The 17,689-nt window shown below is 67.6% G+C and carries 20 protein-coding genes; 2 read left to right on the plus strand and 18 right to left on the minus strand.

Annotation, left to right across the window (positions count from 1 at the left end):
- Window positions 1-32: 32 nt before the first annotated feature.
- Window positions 33-680: a methyltransferase gene (locus MRBLWH10_RS08500; RefSeq protein ID WP_341942358.1), complete on the plus strand. Its 648-nt coding sequence runs from the start codon at window positions 33-35 to the stop codon at window positions 678-680.
- A gap of 10 nt (window positions 681-690) precedes the next feature.
- On the opposite strand, the gene MRBLWH10_RS08505 is transcribed toward MRBLWH10_RS08500, so the two are convergent.
- The 17 genes from MRBLWH10_RS08505 to MRBLWH10_RS08585 all read right to left on the minus strand — a co-directional run bounded on the left by MRBLWH10_RS08505 (window position 691) and on the right by MRBLWH10_RS08585 (window position 16,336).
- The gene (locus tag MRBLWH10_RS08505) at window positions 691-1,356 is read right to left on the minus strand and encodes an HAD family hydrolase (protein ID WP_341942359.1); all 666 of its coding nucleotides are present in this window, start codon (window positions 1,354-1,356) and stop codon (window positions 691-693) included.
- Window positions 1,356-2,228, minus strand: coding sequence for a diaminopimelate epimerase (gene dapF / locus MRBLWH10_RS08510; protein ID WP_341942360.1), 873 nt, complete (start codon window positions 2,226-2,228; stop codon window positions 1,356-1,358). The genes MRBLWH10_RS08505 and dapF overlap by 1 nt, the downstream gene beginning before the upstream one ends.
- Window positions 2,229-2,250: 22 nt before the next feature.
- Window positions 2,251-2,685 (minus strand): GNAT family acetyltransferase, encoded by a 435-nt coding sequence (locus MRBLWH10_RS08515; RefSeq protein WP_341942361.1) that lies wholly within the window; start codon window positions 2,683-2,685, stop codon window positions 2,251-2,253.
- 23 nt (window positions 2,686-2,708) lie between these two features.
- Window positions 2,709-3,239, minus strand: coding sequence for a dihydrofolate reductase family protein (locus MRBLWH10_RS08520; protein WP_341942362.1), 531 nt, complete (start codon window positions 3,237-3,239; stop codon window positions 2,709-2,711).
- Window positions 3,236-4,147, minus strand: a complete 912-nt coding sequence (gene miaA / locus MRBLWH10_RS08525; protein ID WP_341942363.1) for a tRNA (adenosine(37)-N6)-dimethylallyltransferase MiaA — start codon at window positions 4,145-4,147, stop codon at window positions 3,236-3,238. The genes MRBLWH10_RS08520 and miaA overlap by 4 nt, the downstream gene beginning before the upstream one ends.
- Window positions 4,144-5,691, minus strand: a complete 1,548-nt coding sequence (gene miaB / locus MRBLWH10_RS08530) for a tRNA (N6-isopentenyl adenosine(37)-C2)-methylthiotransferase MiaB (protein ID WP_341942364.1) — start codon at window positions 5,689-5,691, stop codon at window positions 4,144-4,146. The genes miaA and miaB overlap by 4 nt, the downstream gene beginning before the upstream one ends.
- Before the next feature lie 127 nt (window positions 5,692-5,818).
- Window positions 5,819-6,688 carry a regulatory protein RecX gene (locus MRBLWH10_RS08535; protein ID WP_341942365.1) on the minus strand — a complete coding sequence of 290 codons (870 nt, stop codon included), beginning with the start codon at window positions 6,686-6,688 and terminating at the stop codon, window positions 5,819-5,821.
- 59 nt (window positions 6,689-6,747) lie between these two features.
- On the minus strand, window positions 6,748-7,794 hold the full coding sequence (gene recA, locus MRBLWH10_RS08540; protein ID WP_341942366.1) for a recombinase RecA: 1,047 nt from the start codon (window positions 7,792-7,794) through the stop codon (window positions 6,748-6,750).
- 267 nt (window positions 7,795-8,061) lie between these two features.
- Window positions 8,062-8,286, minus strand: a complete 225-nt coding sequence (locus tag MRBLWH10_RS08545) for a DUF3046 domain-containing protein (protein ID WP_341942367.1) — start codon at window positions 8,284-8,286, stop codon at window positions 8,062-8,064.
- 18 nt (window positions 8,287-8,304) lie between these two features.
- Window positions 8,305-8,613 (minus strand): helix-turn-helix transcriptional regulator, encoded by a 309-nt coding sequence (locus MRBLWH10_RS08550; protein WP_105676581.1) that lies wholly within the window; start codon window positions 8,611-8,613, stop codon window positions 8,305-8,307.
- Window positions 8,614-8,754: 141 nt separating this feature from the next.
- Window positions 8,755-9,237, minus strand: coding sequence for a CinA family protein (locus MRBLWH10_RS08555; RefSeq protein WP_341942368.1), 483 nt, complete (start codon window positions 9,235-9,237; stop codon window positions 8,755-8,757).
- A complete protein-coding gene (pgsA, locus tag MRBLWH10_RS08560) occupies window positions 9,234-9,809 on the minus strand; it encodes a CDP-diacylglycerol--glycerol-3-phosphate 3-phosphatidyltransferase (RefSeq protein WP_341942369.1) in 576 nt (191 codons plus the stop codon). Before pgsA ends, MRBLWH10_RS08555 begins: the two co-directional genes overlap by 4 nt.
- Entirely contained in the window at window positions 9,809-12,556 is a 2,748-nt protein-coding gene (locus MRBLWH10_RS08565) for a DNA translocase FtsK (protein ID WP_341942370.1), read from the minus strand. Before MRBLWH10_RS08565 ends, pgsA begins: the two co-directional genes overlap by 1 nt.
- Window positions 12,557-12,624: 68 nt before the next feature.
- Window positions 12,625-13,119: a GNAT family N-acetyltransferase gene (locus MRBLWH10_RS08570; RefSeq protein ID WP_105676586.1), complete on the minus strand. Its 495-nt coding sequence runs from the start codon at window positions 13,117-13,119 to the stop codon at window positions 12,625-12,627.
- 64 nt (window positions 13,120-13,183) lie between these two features.
- A complete protein-coding gene (locus MRBLWH10_RS08575; RefSeq protein ID WP_105676588.1) occupies window positions 13,184-14,860 on the minus strand; it encodes a ribonuclease J in 1,677 nt (558 codons plus the stop codon).
- Between the two features lie 53 nt (window positions 14,861-14,913).
- Window positions 14,914-15,891 (minus strand): 4-hydroxy-tetrahydrodipicolinate synthase, encoded by a 978-nt coding sequence (gene dapA, locus MRBLWH10_RS08580; protein ID WP_341942371.1) that lies wholly within the window; start codon window positions 15,889-15,891, stop codon window positions 14,914-14,916.
- Window positions 15,892-15,919: 28 nt separating this feature from the next.
- Window positions 15,920-16,336 carry an EF-Tu/IF-2/RF-3 family GTPase gene (locus tag MRBLWH10_RS08585; RefSeq protein ID WP_341942372.1) on the minus strand — a complete coding sequence of 139 codons (417 nt, stop codon included), beginning with the start codon at window positions 16,334-16,336 and terminating at the stop codon, window positions 15,920-15,922.
- A gap of 38 nt (window positions 16,337-16,374) precedes the next feature.
- On the opposite strand from MRBLWH10_RS08585, the gene MRBLWH10_RS08590 reads away from it, so the two are divergent.
- Window positions 16,375-16,917, plus strand: a complete 543-nt coding sequence (locus MRBLWH10_RS08590; RefSeq protein WP_341942373.1) for an NUDIX hydrolase — start codon at window positions 16,375-16,377, stop codon at window positions 16,915-16,917.
- Between the two features lie 9 nt (window positions 16,918-16,926).
- On the opposite strand, the gene MRBLWH10_RS08595 is transcribed toward MRBLWH10_RS08590, so the two are convergent.
- Window positions 16,927-17,688, minus strand: a complete 762-nt coding sequence (locus MRBLWH10_RS08595) for an SDR family oxidoreductase (RefSeq protein WP_341942374.1) — start codon at window positions 17,686-17,688, stop codon at window positions 16,927-16,929.
- Between the last annotated feature and the right edge of the window lies 1 nt (window position 17,689).

The raw sequence follows: 17,689 nt of genomic DNA on the forward strand, positions 1-17,689 counted from the left end.
CCTTAGCCCGCCCTGTCCGGTACGCTCACGGTATGGGGTCCGACCATTACTTCACTGCGGCCCCGGCAAGCCCCGAGAACCTGCGGACGATCAGTGTGTCGCTCGCAGGCCGTGAGGTCGACGTCACCACCGCCGGCGGCGTCTTCAGCCCGGATCGGCTGGATGCCGGAACTGCGGTTCTCCTCGCCAACATGCCCCCGGTGCCGCCGGGAGGCCATCTTCTCGACCTCGGCAGCGGCTGGGGTCCCATCACGCTGTCGATGGCGTTGGCCGCTCCGCACGCGACCGTGTGGGCCGTCGACGTGAACGAACGCGCCCTGGACCTCGTGCGGCGCAATGCCGCAGCGCTCGGGCTCACCAATGTCAACGCATCGCTGCCCGATGATGTTCCCGGAGACGTGACGTTCCGCACGATTCGCTCGAATCCTCCGATCCGCGTCGGCAAGAACGAGCTGCACGGGCTTCTGGAACGATGGATCCCCCGGCTGGACGAGCGCAGCGACGCCTGGCTCGTCGTGCAGCGCAATCTCGGGGCGGACTCGCTGCAGCGCTGGATCGCCGCTTCCTTCCATCCCGGGTACAGCGTGTTCCGCACGGCGACCGGCAAGGGCTATCGGATCCTCAAGGTCCGCAAGCACGGGACGCCCCCCACGGAGCCGATCGCACTCACGGGGCTGTGACCCGCGACGGTCACCGCTGAGCGGTCATCCCGAGCAGGCCGGGAAGATCGGCCATGTCCGCGAAGACGGTCGTCCCCTCACCGTCCAGCCAAGAAGGCGGTGTGAGCCCGCCGACGTAGCCGAACGATCGCATTCCGGCCGCACGCGCCGCCGCCACGCCGAAGCGGCTGTCCTCGACGACGACGCACCGGGTCGGCTCGACTCCCATGCGCGACGCCGCATGCAGGAAGAGGTCCGGCGCGGGTTTTCCCTCATCCACGTCGTCGGCGCTGAAGATCCGCCCGTCGAACGTCGGCAGCAGTCCCGTCAAGCCCAGATTCCGTCGGATCTTGTCGTGCGAACCGCTCGAGGCCACGCACATTGCGCCGTCTATCGCGGCGATCGCCGCTTCGACGCCCTCCACCGCGGTGAGGTCGCTCTCGAAGACCTCCAGATACCACTGCTGGTAGGGCGCCTCCCAGTCGTCCGGCAACGGGCGCCCGAGGTGTGCTTCGACGTCGGCGCGGAAGTGAGCAGCAGAGCGCCCGACGAAGCGATGAACGATCTCCTCGGTGGTCAGTGTCCACCCGAGGTCCGCCAGAACCCGTCGATCGACCTCCACGGACAACCGCTCGCTGTCGACGAGCACGCCGTCGCAGTCGAAGATGACCAGGTCGATCGGCTCCGCCACCGACATCAGACCAGATCGACCTCGCCGTGGAACACGAGCGTCGCGGGACCGGACAGCGCGACGTGCTCGCCATCCTCCGCAGGGAACATCCGCACTCCGAGCGTCCCGCCCGGCACCTCGACACGCCAGTTGTTCGGGGCCTTCTCCCCCGCCCAGTACCGGACGGCGAGAGCTGTCGCAGCCACCCCTGTCCCGCAGCTCAGCGTCTCGCCCACACCGCGCTCGGAGACCCGCATCTTCACATGACCGATGCCGTCGCGGACGAGCGGCTCACCCGGGACGACGAACTCCACGTTCGCTCCGGCCGGCAGCGCGGGGTCGAGTTCGGGAGTGCGGTGCAGCTCGAGCGATGCCAGCTCGGCATCCGATGCCAGCGCGACGACGACGTGAGGATTGCCGACGTCGATGCCGAGACCGGGGCGGGTCACGGAGAGCCCGCCTGCGGTGACCAGGGGATCGTCTCCGGAGAGCTTCCAGAGTCCGAGATCGACCTGATATCCGCTCTCGCTGCTCGTCACATCCCGTACTCCGGCGCGCGTGCCGATCGGCAGCGTGGATCCCGGTTCGATCGCGGCGAGTCCCGAACGCACCAGATAGTGTGCGAACACGCGGATGCCGTTGCCGCACATCTCCGCGATCGAACCATCGGCGTTGCGGTAGTCCATGAACCACTCTGCGGCGGGCTCCTCCGCCAGCGCCGCAGCACCGTCAGGGATCGCGGAGGACCGTACGACCCGAAGGATGCCGTCTCCGCCGATGCCGAAGTGGCGATCGCACAGAGCCGCGACCTGTTCGCTCGTGAGGTCGAGTTCCCCATCGGGGTCGGCGATGATGACGAAGTCGTTGCCGGTGCCGTGCCCTTTGGTGAATGCGACCATGTCCCCAGTCTAGGGAGGTCGGCTATGCGTCGGCGATGAGCCGCTTGCCCGTGTTCGCGACGGCGAAGCGTTCGTACCCGAGGGTGTCGTAGAACCCCAGGACGCCCTCGTTGCCTTCGCGCACCATGAGCTGCACCTTCGGGCAGCCCATGTCGAGAAGTCGTGCCTCTGCGTCGTGGACGAGGGCGCGAGCGACTCCCCGACCGCGATGAGAGACCGCGGTGGCGAGGTAGTACAGCCACCCTCGATGACCGTCGTAACCGGCCATCACGCTGCCGACAGGGACACCGGGCATCGACGGATCCTCGGCGACGAGGAAGAGCTCCGGCTGCACCGAGAGCTTTCTCTCTATGTCGATCCTGGGGTCGTTCCATGGTCGCGTGAGACCCGCTTCCGCCCAGAGGGCGATGACGCCCCCGGTGTCGTCGCGGCGGAAGGGTCTCACATGCCAGGTCATGGCCTCCACACTATTGCGCGCGCTCACTCGCCCTTCAGCACCCTGTACCGCCCGCAGACGAAGTTGCGGTTGCGGGCGACGTCGATCAGCTCGAGGTCGAGCGCGCGCGGGAGAAGCGGGGCGCCGGAGCCCAGGGTCACCGGCGCATACTGCACCCAGACCTCGTCGAGGAGACCGGCATCCGCGAACTGCCCCGCCAGGCCGCCGCCGCCGACGATCCACAGGTCCTTCCCGTCGGCAACCTCGATCATCTGGGCGTGCACGTCCCGCACGTCAGATGAGGTGAGGCGCACGTCGCCCGTCTCGGGAAGCGCGAGCTCGCGATGAGTGAACACCCACGTCGGCTGCGCGTAGCCCCACCGGCCTTCTTCGGCGCGCATCACCCACTCGTAGGTCGACGCCCCCATAGCGAGAGCCCCGATCGTCTCGACGAAGCCCGGATAGGCCATCGGCCCGTCCATGTCGATGTCCTGCTTCAGGAGCCATTCCAGCGAATGGTCTGCGGTCGCGATGAAGCCGTCGAGGCTGGACGCCGTGTAGTAGTGGGTGGTCATGCCTCCAGCATGCCGCGGACGTCAGACATCGGCTCGCGCCACTCGATCCCCGGGTACCGCTTGAACCACGACACCTGCCTCCGGGCGTAGCGTCGAGTCAGGGCCTGGGTCTCAGCGATGGCTTCCGCCGGCGTGAGCCGACCGTCGAGTTGTCCGAGTGCCTGTGCGTAGCCGATGGCCCTGCTCGCCGTGACCCCGCTCTCGAGGCCCCGAGCGCGCAGTTCGGCGACCTCGTCGACGAGACCGGCCTCCCACATGCGGTCGACGCGCGCGTCGAGACGCTCGACGAGCGCGGGCCTGTCGATGTGGAGCCCGACGAGCCTGGTCTCGGGATGCCAAAGAACCGGGGCCTCCGGCAGCGCAGCGCCGTGTGTGGTGCCACCCTGCTCCAGCACTTCGAGGGCACGGACGATACGGCGGCCGTTGTGCGGATCGACACGGGCTGCCGTCTCGGGATCAGCCTCACGCAGCCGTGCCATCAGCGCCGCGCCGCCGAGTGACTCCAGCTCGCTCTCCAGTCGCGCTCTAAGCGCGGGGTCGCGAGGCGGGAATCGGAAGTCGAAGACGACGCTCGACACGTAGAGGCCCGATCCTCCGACGAGGATCGCATCACCGCCACGGGAATGGACCTCTTCGATCGCTGCGCGGGCGAGCGGTTGGTACCACGCGACCGCCGCCTCCTCGGTGACGTCCCTCACATCGAGCAGATGGTGCGCGATGCCGCGGCGCTCCTCCGGGGACAACTTCGCGGTGCCGATGTCCATGCCGCGGTAGAACTGCATCGCGTCGGCGTTCACGATCTCCGCGGGGTTGCCGCGTGCGCGGAGCTCCTCGGCGAGATCGAGAGCGAGGTCGCTCTTCCCGGTGCCGGTCGCGCCGACGACCGCCCAGAGACGCGGTCTCGTCACACGCCCACGCGCAGCGTCGGCAGCCCCAGCGAGACCGCGCGCGGCCCGCCGTCCGCCGCCGGAGCGGGCACTGCGCACGATTCGGCCTGCGAGCGGTCCCAGGCGTCTCCGCCGCGGGTGCGCCGGATGCGCAGCGGCCGTCCAGAAGGATCGTCGGCGAGCAGGTGGAACGGAGCAGCGTGCGTGATGGTCACGGTGACGACGTCGCCCGGACGCGGGAGCTCGGAGCCGGGGGTGACTTCGAAATGCACGAGACGGTTGTCCTCGCCGCGACCGGTGAGCCGATGCGTCTCGGCATCCTTCTTGCCTTCGCCGACGGAGACCAGCACCTCGACCTCTCGGCCGACCTGCTTCTGGTTCTCCTCGAGGGAGATGCGCTCCTGCAGGGCGATCAGCCGTTCGTAGCGCTCCTGGACGACGGCCTTGGGAACCTGGTCTGGCATGGTCGCTGCAGGCGTGCCCTCGCGGATCGAATACTGGAACGTGAACGCCCCTGAGAACCGGGACTGCTCGACGACCCGCATGGTGTCTTCGAAGTCCTCGTCGGTCTCGCCGGGGAAGCCCACGATGATGTCGGTGGTGATCGCCGCGTGCGGAATGCGCTCCCGCACGCGCTCGATGATGCCGAGGAACCGTTCGCTGCGGTACGAGCGTCGCATCGCCTTGAGGATGCTGTCGCTGCCCGACTGGAGCGGCATGTGCAGCTGCGGCATGACGCTCGGAGTCTCTGCCATGGCGTCGATCACGTCATCGGTGAATGCGGCGGGGTGCGGACTGGTGAAGCGGATGCGCTCGAGCCCCTCGATCTCACCTGCGGCGCGGAGCAGCTTGCCGAACGCCTGCCGGTCGCCGAACTCGACCCCGTAGGAGTTGACGTTCTGACCGAGCAGCGTGACCTCGATCGCGCCGTCCTCGACGAGCAGTCTGATCTCGTTCAGGATGTCGCCGGGGCGGCGGTCCTTCTCCTTGCCGCGCAGATGCGGGACGATGCAGAAGGTGCAGGTGTTGTTGCAGCCGACCGAGATCGACACCCAGCCGCTGTGTGCCGAGTCGCGCTTCGTCGGGAGCGTCGAGGGGAAGACCTCGAGCGACTCGAGGATCTCGAGTTCAGCCTCGCCGTTGTGACGGGCCCGCTCCAGAAGCCCCGGTAGAGAGCCCATGTTGTGCGTGCCGAAGACCACGTCGACCCACGGCGCCTTGTCGAGCACGGCCTGCTTGTCCATCTGGGCGAGGCATCCGCCGACGGCGATCTGCATGCCGTCCTTGCGGCGCTTGACAGAAGCGAGCTGGCCGAGGGTTCCGTAGAGCTTGCCTGCCGCGTTGTCGCGGACCGCGCACGTGTTGATGATCACGACGTCGGCCTCTGCGCCATCGACCGCCCGGACGTAGCCGGCGCTCTCCAGCGAGCCCGAGAGCCGCTCGGAGTCGTGCACATTCATCTGGCACCCGAAGGTGCGCACTTCGTACGAGCGCTGCCGCCCGTCGCTGTCGACTGCTGCCGACGAGGCATCGATGATCGTCGGTTCACTGCGCGGGATAGTCATGATGGGTCAATTCTACGTTCGAGTGGCATCCTCTCACGCTCAGGAAAGCCCCGTTCCCTTGACCGCGTCGGAACGTCGGCCTGGAACCCGTTGAGATCATGCTCGAAGAGCACGCGGTCGAACGCGACTACTCGAAGCGCACGCCCGAAGAAGGCCGCCGACCGCCGAACTGCTCGGCGGTGACCGTCCGAACCACGTTCGACACCACTCCTCCCGGATAGCCTCGACGAGCGAGCTGGCCGGTGAGTCGGCGCTTCGCGGTCTCCGGATCGAGTCGCGCCAGCGACCGCATCTTGGTGCGAGCGAATTCGAGCGCTCGCTCGATGTCGTCGTCGGGGAGCTCGTCGAGCGCCGCATCGATCACATCGCGAGGGAGGCCACGCTGGGCGAGAGCCCGTGAGACGGCGACCCTCCCCTGCTTCTTCCGCTCCACTCCGGAGGAGACGAGCTGGGCGGCGAGGACCGCATCGTCGAGGTAGCCGCGACGGCAGAAGTCGTCGATCACGTCGTCGATCTGCGCCGCGTCGAGTCGGTGCCCCTGCACCTCGAACCCCTTCAGCACCATCTGCGCTTCCGAGATGGAAAGCGATCTCGCACGCAGCTTGCGAACGAGAAGCTCCTCCGCCGACTCTCGGATCTCGGCCGGATCGAGCCCATCGCCGCCTTCCTCCACCGCATCCGGAGACTGCAGGGCACGCAGTCTCGGAGCGGACCGCTCCAGACCGCCCCGTGCCGGATGACGGTCGCTGGGACGGCCTGCGTCGGCGACGCGACTCGTCGCCGTACGATCGCTCGACGCATCCCAGGTCGACCGCCATGCACCGTCACCGGTGCGGTGAGAGAAGACGTCTTCGACGTTCTCCCCCACCGCACCGGGCTCAGGAGCATCCACGGCAGCGGCCTCACCTTCGACCGGAGCACCGAATCTGTCGCTGCTCGCTGCCGCAGGGTCGCCGAACAGCGGGATCACCGGCGCAATCCGCTCAGACTCGTCCATGGGTCACTCCGATCTTTGAGCAGGGCGGCACGCCCCTTCGGGCCGATACCGCAGCACGATCACGCCGGGCGACGCTCGGCGAGCTCGTCGGCCGGGGCCGCCTCGGCCTGCACACCGATGCCGAGCTTCTGCTTGATCTGGGTTTCGATGGCCAGCGCGATGTCGGGGTTCTTGAGGAGGAACGACCGCGCGTTCTCCTTGCCCTGGCCGAGCTGGTCTCCGTCGTAGGTGTACCAGGAACCGGACTTCTTCACGATGCCGTGTTCGACGCCGAAGTCGATCAGGCTGCCCTCGCGGGAGATACCGATGCCGTAGAGGATGTCGAACTCCGCCTGCTTGAACGGCGGAGCCATCTTGTTCTTGACGACCTTGACGCGCGTACGGTTTCCCACGGCGTCCGTGCCGTCCTTCAGCGTCTCGATACGACGGATGTCGAGGCGGACCGACGCATAGAACTTGAGCGCCTTTCCACCGGCGGTGGTCTCCGGAGACCCGAAGAAGACTCCGATCTTCTCACGCAGCTGGTTGATGAAGATCATCGTCGTGTTGGTCTGGTTCAGGCCACCCGTGAGCTTTCGCAGCGCCTGAGACATGAGTCGGGCCTGGAGACCCACGTGCGAGTCACCCATCTCGCCCTCGATCTCCGCACGAGGCACGAGCGCCGCCACGGAGTCGATGACGATGAGGTCGATGGCACCGGAACGGACGAGCATGTCAGCGATCTCGAGCGCCTGCTCACCCGTATCGGGCTGCGACACGAGAAGAGCGTCGATGTCGACACCGAGCTTCGCCGCGTAGTCGGGGTCGAGCGCATGCTCGGCGTCGATGAACGCTGCGATGCCTCCCGCACGCTGCGCGTTGGCGATCGCGTGGAGGGTCAGGGTCGTCTTACCCGAGGACTCAGGGCCATAGATCTCGACGATGCGGCCACGCGGCAGACCACCGACGCCGAGCGCGACGTCGAGAGCAATGGAACCGGTGGGGATGACGGCGACGGGAGCGCGCTCGTCGCTCCCCAGCCGCATGACCGAACCCTTTCCGAACTGGCGGTCGATCTGAGCGAGTGCTGTCTCGAGGGACTTCTCGCGGTCTGCGGGTGATGGCATGATGTGTTCCTTCTGCTCGCGTGTTGCCGTCTGTAGGCTGTCGCGGCTCTCCCTGGCTGGGTGAACTCTCCGACAAGACGTATGGCGCCGTGGCCATGTCTTCACCGTACGGGGGGCCTCCGACATCGAGTCGGAACACCCACGAACTGTGCAGAACACGGTTCCTGAACCACTTGTGCAGAAGACTACGCGGCATCGAACAGATATTCGAGCAGGTCGCGCTCTCGGCGTGTCGGAATGCGGAGCACTCGAACACTTGTCATCGGTTCAACGCTTGCGCGGTTCCAGACGTCCGGCGCCATGTCGACGCGCCAACGGGACGTCGGTCTCATCGCACAGCGCGAGCCAGATGTCGCGCGGAGGAACACCGGCATCCAGCGCTTCGAGCGCGGTACGACCCGCGAGCTGGGACAGGACGAGGTCATTCACCAGGGAAAGGGCTCTGCCCTGGAACTCCGCATCGACCGCACGGAGGAACTCGCTACGGCGCATGGAGATGCGGGAGACCGATCAGCGCAGCGAGAGCTGCGGCTCGATCGACGCGACCAGATCGTCGGGAACGACGTCAGGGAACACCTGTAGACCCTCGAGCACGGAGATGCGATCTCCGACCTCGCGCATGATGATCGAGATGGGAACGTCGAGCGCATCGGCGACCGACGCGAGGATCTCGCTCGAGGCCTCCTTCTGCCCGCGCTCGACCTCACTGAGATAGCCCAGCGCCACAGACGCCTTGCTTGCGACCTGCCGGAGGGTGCGCCCCTTCTGCAGACGGAAGTCCCTCAGCACATCGCCGATTTCCTGCCTGACAAGAATCATCGGAACCTCCTCCCCGTTCGGTCCGCCGGAGTCTCCTCCGACGAGATCGCCAGTCTAATACCACTGGCATGCACAGAATCTACTCTTTCACCCTGTGGTTTGAATGTGAGCACACTCATGTCAACTTTGCCCTGGGGATTTCTATTCCCCGACGAACTCTCGCAGGATCGCAAGAGCAGCGTCGACAGCCTGGGCTCTGATCGCAGCCCTATCGCCCGTGAACACGAACGCGCGGCTCACCTCCGCGATGGGCGTCGCCACGCCGATGTGCACCGTTCCCACCGGCTGTCCGTCCGGCGAGTCCGGCCCGGCGATGCCCGTCGTCGACACTCCGACATCGGCGGAACGTCCTCCGACGGCCACGGCGCTCCTGACACCCCGCGCCATCTGCGCCGCGACCTCCGAGTGCACAGCCCCGTGCGTGTCGAGCAGGTGTGCGTCAACTCCCAGGAGGGTGTGCTTGACCGGCGTCGCGTAGGCGACGACCCCGCCGAGCAGTACGGCGGACGCGCCGGGGACGCCGACCAGCGCCGAGCAGAGAGCGCCGCCGGTGAGGGACTCCGCGACGCCGAGGGTCCACCCGCGCGCGCCGAGCGCGGCCAGGGCGTCGGAGGCTGCGCTCACGACGCTCGCCGGGCTCCGCGGACCTGGGCGACGATGTAGTCGATGCCGCTGGCGACCGTGAGCACGAGGACGATGACCATGAGGACAGCGGTCACGAGCGTCCACGGCTCTCGTCCGATCAGCACGTGCAGCGGAAGCAGCGCCCACGACAGGGCAACTCCCTGCACAGCCGTCTTGATTTTCCCCATCCAGGCCGCGGCGACCACGTGTTCGTTCACGATCATCAGGCGATGGAGGGTGATGCCCCACTCGCGCACGAGAATGATCGCGACCAGCCACCAGTTCACCTCGCCGAGGATCGCGAGTCCGATGAACCCCGCCCCCGTGAGGAGTTTGTCGGCGATCGGGTCCCACAGCTTGCCGAAGTCGCTGACGATGTCGTATCGGCGAGCGAGGTAGCCGTCTACCCAGTCCGTCGAGATCGCGACGATGAACAGCGCTGCAGCGACCCAGCGCAGAACGATGTCGCCATCCCCGTAGGTGCCGCCGAGCAGAAGAAGCACGAAGAAGACGACGGCGAGCGGGATGCGGGCGATCGTGATCGCATTGGGCAGCTGCCGGGGAATGGACATCAGTCGCGCCCCGTCAGGCCCCAGGCGTCTTCATCGCCCTCTGCCTCGACGACCGGCAGTCCTTCGAACTGCGCCTCGATCGGGTCGTAGGAGTGCGCCGGCACCGCAGGCGCCTGCGCGACCGGAGCCGCCGGCGCGGCCGAGGCCGAGGCCGAGGAAGCTGCGGGCGCGTCGACTCCCCTGAGCTTCGCGAGCACCTGCGGAAGCTGCTCTGCAGTGGCCAGCACGTCGCGGGCCTTCGACCCTTCGGACGGGCCGACGATCTCGCGCGACTCGAGAAGATCCATCAGGCGTCCCGCCTTGGCGAAGCCGACGCGGAGCTTGCGCTGGAGCATCGAGGTGGATCCGAACTGAGAGGACACGATGAGCTCCGCAGCGGCGAGCAGCAGTTCGAGATCGTCGCCGATGTCCTCGTCGACGTCCTTCTTCTTCGCCGGATCCATCGCCTCCTGCACGTCGGAGCGGTACTCCGGGCGCGCCTGGCGGGTGACGTGCTTGACGACGGCGTCGATCTCCTTCTCATCGACCCAGGCGCCCTGCAGACGGAACGGCTTCGACGAACCCATCGGCGAGAACAGGGCGTCGCCCTGGCCGATCAGCTTGTCGGCGCCGGGGCTGTCGAGGATGACGCGGCTGTCCGTCACGCTGGTGACGGCGAAGGCGAGCCGCGACGGCACGTTGGCCTTGATCAGACCGGTCACGACGTCGACGCTCGGCCGCTGCGTGGCGAGCACCAGGTGGATGCCGGAGGCGCGGGCGAGCTGCGTGATCCGCACGATCGAGTCCTCGACGTCTCGCGGGGCGACCATCATGAGATCGGCGAGCTCGTCGACGACGACGAGGAGGTACGGGTACGGCTTGAGCACCCGCTCGCTGCCGACGGGCACCTCCACCTCCCCCGCGCGCACGGCCCGGTTGAAGTCGTCGATGTGGCGGAAGCCGAACGACGCGAGGTCGTCGTACCGCATGTCCATCTCCTTCACGACCCACTGCAGCGCCTCGGCTGCCTTCTTGGGGTTCGTGATGATGGGCGTGATGAGATGCGGCACGCCGGCGTAGCTGGTGAGCTCCACGCGCTTCGGGTCGATCAGCACCATGCGCACGTCGGAGGGGCGCGCGCGCATGAGAAGGCTGGTGATCATCGAGTTCACGAAGCTCGACTTACCCGAGCCGGTGGAACCGGCCACGAGGAGGTGGGGCATCTTGGCGAGGTTCGCCGTGACGAAGTTGCCGCCGACGTCCTTTCCGACGCCGATCGTGAGCGGATGGGTGTTCTTCAGCGCCGCCTGCGATCGCAGGACGTCACCGAGCGCCACCGTCTCGCGGTCGGTGTTGGGGATCTCGATGCCGATCGCGCTCTTGCCGGGGATCGGCGAGAGGATGCGCACGTCGTTCGACGCCACGGCGTAGGCGAAGTTGTTGCTCAGCTGGAGGATCTTCTCGACCTTGACGCCGTGGCCGACTTCGACCTCGTACTGCGTGACCGTCGGACCGCGCGAGAAACCGGTGACCTTGGCGTCGACGTTGAACTGCGACAGGACGCTCGTGATCTGCTCGACGATCCGGTCGTTGGCCTCGGAGCGCGCCACAGAGGGCGGGCCCTCGGCGAGCACGCCGGGAGACGGAAGGATGTAGGGAGCGAGCGGCGCCTGCGGGCCGCCCTCCCCCGGGCCTTCGGTGCCGAAGCCGTCGAGGCCGGGGAGCTCGGGCATCTCGCCCGTGTCGGAGTCGTCGAGGAGCGCGGTCGCCTGCTGCTCCGCCAGCGCGTCGGTCACGGAGCGCACATCGGACAGCACCTCGGTGGCGGCGTCGTAGGGGTCGGCGACGGTGATCGCCTGATCGTAGGCGGGTGTCGCATCGGTCGTGGTGAGCAGCGCCGTGATGTCGTCGGAGTCGAGCGAGCCCTCATCGGGATCCTCCTCGCGACCGGTCTTGTTGCGGCGCCACCACGGCAGGACATCGGGATCGTCGACCTTGTCGGCCTCGTCGATCGCCGCGGCATCCTTCGCCGGCTTCTCGGCGCGCTCCGCGTCGAACATCCAGGCGTACAGGTCGCCGAGGCGCTGCCCGATGCGGTTCGGCGGCGTCTTCGTGAGGATGAGGATGCTGAGACCTGCGAGCAGCGCGAGGACGATGTAGGCGGGGATCGTGGTCAGGTAGCTCAGCGGCTGACCGACCATCCAGCCAAACAGACCACCCGCAGCGCTCAGGGAGACCATGCCCTCCTTGGGCTGCGGCATGCCGCCGGCGATGTGGCAGAAACCGGCCATCGTGATGGCGAAGAGGCCGAAGCCGATGCCGATGCGCCCGTTGTCATGCACCGACGAGGGGTGCCGGAAGAGCCAGCCGGCGAGCAGGAGCAGCAGGACGGGCATCACGAACGCGACGCGCCCGACGAGGAGTCCGACCGAGTAGGCGCTGATGTTGCCCGCGACCTCGTTGCCGATGAAGAACCACTCGTTCACGGCTCCGGCGATGGCTAGCAGGACCAGGAGGAACGGGAATCCGTCACGCCGGTCGTCCTTCTCCAGCGTCTCTGGGCCGAAGGCGCGGAACATACCGCCGACGCCGTGTGCGATGCCGTTCCAGGCACGAACGACGACGGGAGGCTTCTCGGCCTCGTCGATGTACTTCTTCGGCGCGGCCTGGACGCGCGGCGCGGCCTGCCGCTTCGGAGTGGCCTGCCGCTTCGGGCGCGACGGCGCGCTCTCCGATGCGCGCTCGGACTTCGTGGTGCTCCTGGCCATGGGACTCACGTTACGGCCAGCAACCGACAAAGCCGCGTAATGACGCGGCATTCCGGTGATCCGGGCGCTCAGGACAGACGATGCACCATGGTGTCGCGATCGGGCAGAGCGTGCGTGACCACGAAGCCCTCCGACCGGTAGAGAGTGCGCGCGAAGTTGTCGCGCTCGACGCTCAGGCTGAGCCTCCGGTGCCCCTGCTCGCGTGCGCGACTCAGAAGCCGTCGCAGCAGGGCTCGCCCCGCGCCGTGAGCCCGCCAGATCGGCTGCACGCCGATGATCAGCTCGGGGACAGCCGTCTCGACGAAGCCCAGACCCGGATCGCTCGGCGGCAGCATCCGGTACCAGGCCGCCCCGATCGGTCGATCATCGGAGTCGACCGCGACGAAACCGGCATCCGCGGGCCTCATCCACCCGGCGATGTACCGGCGATGCTCGACGGAGGTGAGGATCTCATGCCGAGCACGAGGTGAGCGCCCCCGCCAGTTCGCCGCTTCGACGACCATGTCACCGAGAAAGCTGCCGTCGCTCTGGACGGCGGCGCGGATCGTGAAGTCCTCTGGCATGACCAGAGCCTAAGCCGGTCCCGTTACAACCGGATGACGCGCTCCTGTGAGTCGGAGCCCGCCCTCACGCCTCGATGACGAGAGGGACGATCATCGGACGGCGACGGAGCTTCTGGTTGACCCAGCGCCCGATCGTGCGTCGCACGACCTGCGACAACGCGTGCGTGTCGCGCACGCCGTTGCCCGAGGCCTCCTTGAGCGCCGCGACGATCTTCGGCACGACGTCGTCGAACACGGAGTCGTCCTCGGCGATGCCGCGCGCGTGGATCTCGGGGCCCGAGATGATGCGACCGGTTCCGGCATCCACCACCACGATGACCGAGACGAAGCCCTCCTCGCCGAGGATCCGACGGTCCTTCAGGTCGGCGTCCGTGATCTCTCCGACGGTCGAGCCGTCGACGTACACGAATCCGAGGTCGAGCTGTCCGACGACCTTGGCGTCACCGTCCTTGAGGTCGATCACCGTGCCGTTCGAGGCGATGATCGTGCGCTCCTCGGCGATCCCGGTGTCCTGCGCGAGCTTGGCGTTCGCGATCAGGTGGCGGTACTCGCCGTGCACGGGGAGCACGTTCTTCGGCTTGAGGATGTTGTAGCAGTACAGCAGCTCTCCGGCCGCGGCGTGCCCTGACACGTGCACGCGGGCGTTCGCCTTGTGGACCACGTTCGCGCCGAGCTTGGTGAGCCCGTCGATCACGCGGTACACCGCGTTCTCGTTGCCGGGGATGAGGCTGGAGGCGAGTATGACGGTGTCGCCCTCGCTGACCTCGATCGCGTGGTCCATGTTTGCCATGCGGCTGAGCACGGCCATCGGCTCGCCCTGAGAACCGGTCGACATGTACACGATCTGCTCGTCGGGAAGGTCGCGCGCCTTCTTGAAGTCGATCAGCACGTTGTCGGGCACCTTGAGGTAGCCCAGCTGCTCGGCGATGGTCATGTTGCGCACCATCGAGCGTCCGAGGAACGCGACACGGCGCCCGTGCGCGTGCGCGGCGTCGATGACCTGCTGCACGCGGTGCACGTGGCTGGAGAAGCTCGCGACGATCACCCGACGAGGAGCCTTGCCGATCACCTGATCGAGCACGGGGCCGATCGACCGCTCGGTCGGGGTGAAGCCCGGCACGTCGGCGTTCGTCGAGTCCACGAGGAAGAGGTCGACGCCCTCTTCGCCCAGGCGCGAGAACGCACGGAGATCCGTGATGCGTCCGTCGAGCGGGAGCTGGTCCATCTTGAAGTCGCCGGTGGCGAGCACCATGCCCGCGGGCGTGCGGATCACGACGGCGAGTGCATCGGGGATCGAGTGGTTCACCGCGACGAACTCGAGGTCGAACGGGCCGACCTTCTCCTGCTGCCCCTCCTTCACCGTCAGGGTGAATGCCTTGATCCGGTGCTCCTTGAGCTTCGCCTCGACGAGGGCGAGGGTCAGCCCCGAGCCGATGAGCGGGATGTCGCTCTTCATGCGCAGCAGATAGGGCACGGCGCCGATGTGGTCCTCGTGGCCGTGCGTCAGCACGACGCCGACGATGTCATCGAGGCGGTGTCTGATCGGCTCGAAGTCGGGAAGGATCAGGTCGACGCCCGGCTGGTGCTCCTCGGGGAAGAGCACACCGCAGTCGACGATGAGGATCTTGCCGTCGAACTCGAAGATGGTCATGTTGCGACCGATCTCGCCGAGGCCGCCGAGCGGCGTGACGCGCAGGGTCCCCTCGTCGAGTGCGGCAGGATCTGCGATGGGGATGGACATGCTGTCTCCTCAGTCGGACACTGTGCGCGTCCGTTCGTTCATGGCGACGCGGGTCAGCGCGTCGTGCCGTGCACCTTGGGCAGGGCGCCGCCCGCAGCCGCGTTGCGGTCGGGGCGGAAGTTCGAGAAGTCTGCGCCCGGCACGTCAGTGACGAGAGCGAGCTCGTCCTCGATGAGGGCGGCCTCCCACTCCTCCGGACCGACCAGGGGCAGACGGACGCGCGGGCTCGAGATGCGGCCGAGTCCGTGCAGGATGTACTTCGCCGCCACCGTGCCGGGCACATGCGTCATCGCGGCGCGCACGAGAGGCTCGAGGCGCTTGTGCTCTGCGGTCGCCGTGGCGAGGTCGCCGCGGTTCACCGCGTCGACGATGGTGCGGTACGGGGTGGCGGTGATGTTCGCGGTGACGCCGATGAGGCCCGTCGCGCCGATCGCGAGGTGCGGGAGCACGTTCGCGTCATCGCCCGAGAAGTACATCAGGTCGGTCTGGTTGAGCACCCGGCTGACCTCGGAGAAGTCGCCCTTGGCGTCTTTCACGGCGAGGATGTTGGGGTGCTTCGCGAGGCGCAGGATCGTCTCGTACTTTATGGGCACGCCGGTGCGGCCGGGAATGTCGTAGAGGATCACCGGCAGATCGGTGGCGTCGGCGACGAGCCGGAAGTGCGTGAGGATGCCCGCCTGGGTCGGCTTGTTGTAGTACGGCGTGACGATCATGATGCCGTCGGCACCGGCCTTCTCGCTGGCCTTGTACAGCTCGATCGCGTGCGCGGTCTCGTTGGACCCGCCGCCGGTGATGATCTTCGCGCGTCCCGCCGACACGGACTTGCCGACCTCGACGAGCTTGAGCTTCTCAGGGTCGGTCAGAGTGGAGGTCTCGCCGGTCGTTCCCGTCACGACGATGCCGTCAGCACCCGCGGTGATGACGTCATCCATGTGCTTCTCGACGGCGGGCCAGTCGACTTCGCCGTCGGCCGTCATCGGAGTGACGAGCGCGACGAGAACCTGTCCGAAGGGGTTGCCCGAGTGCGTCATGCCTCCAGCGTATCGGTTCGGATGCCGCTCACGCTGACGAACGAGCCCGGATGACGTCGCCCCGGGCGATGTCGAGCTTCCCTCGGAGCAGAAGACCTGCCATCGTCCCGACGGTCGCCTCGTTCGCCTTCTTGCGGAACATCTCGATGCCGGTGATCTCCGAGACCGCGACCTCGGACGCGCCGCGGTGCACGGTCACCGCGTCACCGACACGGAGCACGCCTGACGAGACCGTGCCGGTGGCGACCTGTCCGCGGCCGGTGATGGTGAAGACGTCCTCCACCGCGAACTCCGCCGCGGATCCCGCTGCGGAGAACGACGGCCGTGCGGCATCCGCTGACGTGCCGTTCGCCAGCCCGGCCAGACGGGCGGCCTCCGCGTCGTTGTACTGCCGCAGCATCTCGTTCGCGTCCTGGGGATCGCGCTTCCTCCCGAACCAGCCCATGAGTCGATCCTAGGCAGACCGGCACCTAGGCTCGTCCCATGGTCTGGGAGACGCACGAATCGACGACGGTCTACGCGAACAGCTGGATCTCGGTCAGGGAGGACCGGGTCACGGGTCCTGCGGGCAACGGCATCTACGGCGTGGTGACGATGAGGAATCCCGCCGTGTTCGTGGTGGCCGTCGACGACGAGGACCGCATCTGCCTGGTCACGCTCGACCGGTACACCACCGGCACATCGATAGAGGTCCCCGCGGGCGGCAGCGACGGCGAGGATCCGCCGGTCGCCGCACGCCGGGAGCTCCTCGAGGAGACGGGGCTCGAGGCGTCGGAGTGGACCGCGATCGGCACCATGAACGCCCTGAACGGCATCGCGGATGCGCCGGAGCACGTGTTCCTCGCCCGTGGCCTCCGGCGTGCGGCCGAAGACCCGAAGCACAGTCAGGCCGAGGAGGGCATCGCCGCCGTCACACGGGTTCCGTTCACGGAGGTGCTGGCGATGATCGCGGACGGACGCATCACCGATGGCGAGACGGTCGCCGCGATCGCGTACGCCGGGATCCGCCTCGGACGCTTCCGCTGATCCCCGTCCTCAGACCCGTCCTCGGCGCGCGACACCCGAGGTGAGCCCACGCGGGAGGATGCGCGTCAGAGCGACGACGGCCTTGTAGCGCAGGGACGGGATCGAGACCGCCCTGCCGCGCGCCGCGTCGCGCAGACCCGCGCGCACGACATCGGGAGCCTGCAGCCACAGGATGCTCGGCACGCCCTCGTGCCCCTGTTCGAGTCCCATGCGCTCGTGGAAGGTCGTGTGCACGAATCCCGGGCACAGGGCCGTCACGGTCACTCCGTCGCGTGCGTACTCCGCGTTCGCCCAGCGGCTGAAGCCGATCAGCCAGCTCTTGCACGCCGAGTAGGTGGAACGGGAGATGAAGCCGGCGACCGAGGCGACGTTGATGATCCTGCCGCCGCGACCGCGCATCGTCTGCAGAGCGGCGTGCATGAGGCGCATGGAGGCCTCGACGTGCACGCGGAGATGGCGCACCTCGTCGGCGATGTCGTTGTCGGCGAACTGCAGCGGAAGGCCGAAGCCGGCGTTGTTGACGAGCAGATCGACGGGGTCCGCGGTGTCGAGCAGCCGGGCGGCCACCCGCTCGACGTCCCCCTCGACGGCGAGGTCGGCGGGGAGCACCTCGACGGCGACACCGTACGCTCCTCGCAGCTCGGTCGCGAACTCCTCGAGGGCGTCGACGGAACGCGCGACCAGGATCAGGTCGGCGCGGCGACGGGCCAGCTGACGGGCGAACTCGGCGCCCAGGCCGGCGCTGGCTCCGGTGATCAGTGCGGTGGGCATC

The organism is Microbacterium sp. LWH10-1.2 (genome assembly GCF_038397765.1).
Lineage (GTDB): Bacteria > Actinomycetota > Actinomycetes > Actinomycetales > Microbacteriaceae > Microbacterium > Microbacterium natoriense.

Excerpts from the sequence above, each read along its gene's own strand:
- MRBLWH10_RS08595 (WP_341942374.1), bottom strand. The coding sequence starts at position 17,688 with ATGCCCACCGCACTGATCACCGGAGCCAGCGCCGGCCTGGGCGCCGAG.
- dapF (WP_341942360.1), bottom strand. The coding sequence starts at position 2,228 with ATGGTCGCATTCACCAAAGGGCACGGCACCGGCAACGACTTCGTCATC.
- MRBLWH10_RS08565 (WP_341942370.1), bottom strand. The coding sequence starts at position 12,556 with ATGGCCAGGAGCACCACGAAGTCCGAGCGCGCATCGGAGAGCGCGCCG.
- MRBLWH10_RS08545 (WP_341942367.1), bottom strand. The coding sequence starts at position 8,286 with ATGCGCCGTAGCGAGTTCCTCCGTGCGGTCGATGCGGAGTTCCAGGGC.
- MRBLWH10_RS08550 (WP_105676581.1), bottom strand. The coding sequence starts at position 8,613 with ATGATTCTTGTCAGGCAGGAAATCGGCGATGTGCTGAGGGACTTCCGT.
- MRBLWH10_RS08575 (WP_105676588.1), bottom strand. The coding sequence starts at position 14,860 with ATGTCCATCCCCATCGCAGATCCTGCCGCACTCGACGAGGGGACCCTG.
- MRBLWH10_RS08535 (WP_341942365.1), bottom strand. The coding sequence starts at position 6,688 with ATGGACGAGTCTGAGCGGATTGCGCCGGTGATCCCGCTGTTCGGCGAC.
- dapA (WP_341942371.1), bottom strand. The coding sequence starts at position 15,891 with ATGACGCACTCGGGCAACCCCTTCGGACAGGTTCTCGTCGCGCTCGTC.
- MRBLWH10_RS08585 (WP_341942372.1), bottom strand. The coding sequence starts at position 16,336 with ATGGGCTGGTTCGGGAGGAAGCGCGATCCCCAGGACGCGAACGAGATG.
- pgsA (WP_341942369.1), bottom strand. The coding sequence starts at position 9,809 with ATGTCCATTCCCCGGCAGCTGCCCAATGCGATCACGATCGCCCGCATC.
- MRBLWH10_RS08505 (WP_341942359.1), bottom strand. The coding sequence starts at position 1,356 with ATGTCGGTGGCGGAGCCGATCGACCTGGTCATCTTCGACTGCGACGGC.
- MRBLWH10_RS08590 (WP_341942373.1), top strand. The coding sequence starts at position 16,375 with ATGGTCTGGGAGACGCACGAATCGACGACGGTCTACGCGAACAGCTGG.
- MRBLWH10_RS08520 (WP_341942362.1), bottom strand. The coding sequence starts at position 3,239 with ATGACCACCCACTACTACACGGCGTCCAGCCTCGACGGCTTCATCGCG.
- MRBLWH10_RS08500 (WP_341942358.1), top strand. The coding sequence starts at position 33 with ATGGGGTCCGACCATTACTTCACTGCGGCCCCGGCAAGCCCCGAGAAC.
- miaB (WP_341942364.1), bottom strand. The coding sequence starts at position 5,691 with ATGACTATCCCGCGCAGTGAACCGACGATCATCGATGCCTCGTCGGCA.
- MRBLWH10_RS08570 (WP_105676586.1), bottom strand. The coding sequence starts at position 13,119 with ATGCCAGAGGACTTCACGATCCGCGCCGCCGTCCAGAGCGACGGCAGC.
- recA (WP_341942366.1), bottom strand. The coding sequence starts at position 7,794 with ATGCCATCACCCGCAGACCGCGAGAAGTCCCTCGAGACAGCACTCGCT.
- MRBLWH10_RS08515 (WP_341942361.1), bottom strand. The coding sequence starts at position 2,685 with ATGACCTGGCATGTGAGACCCTTCCGCCGCGACGACACCGGGGGCGTC.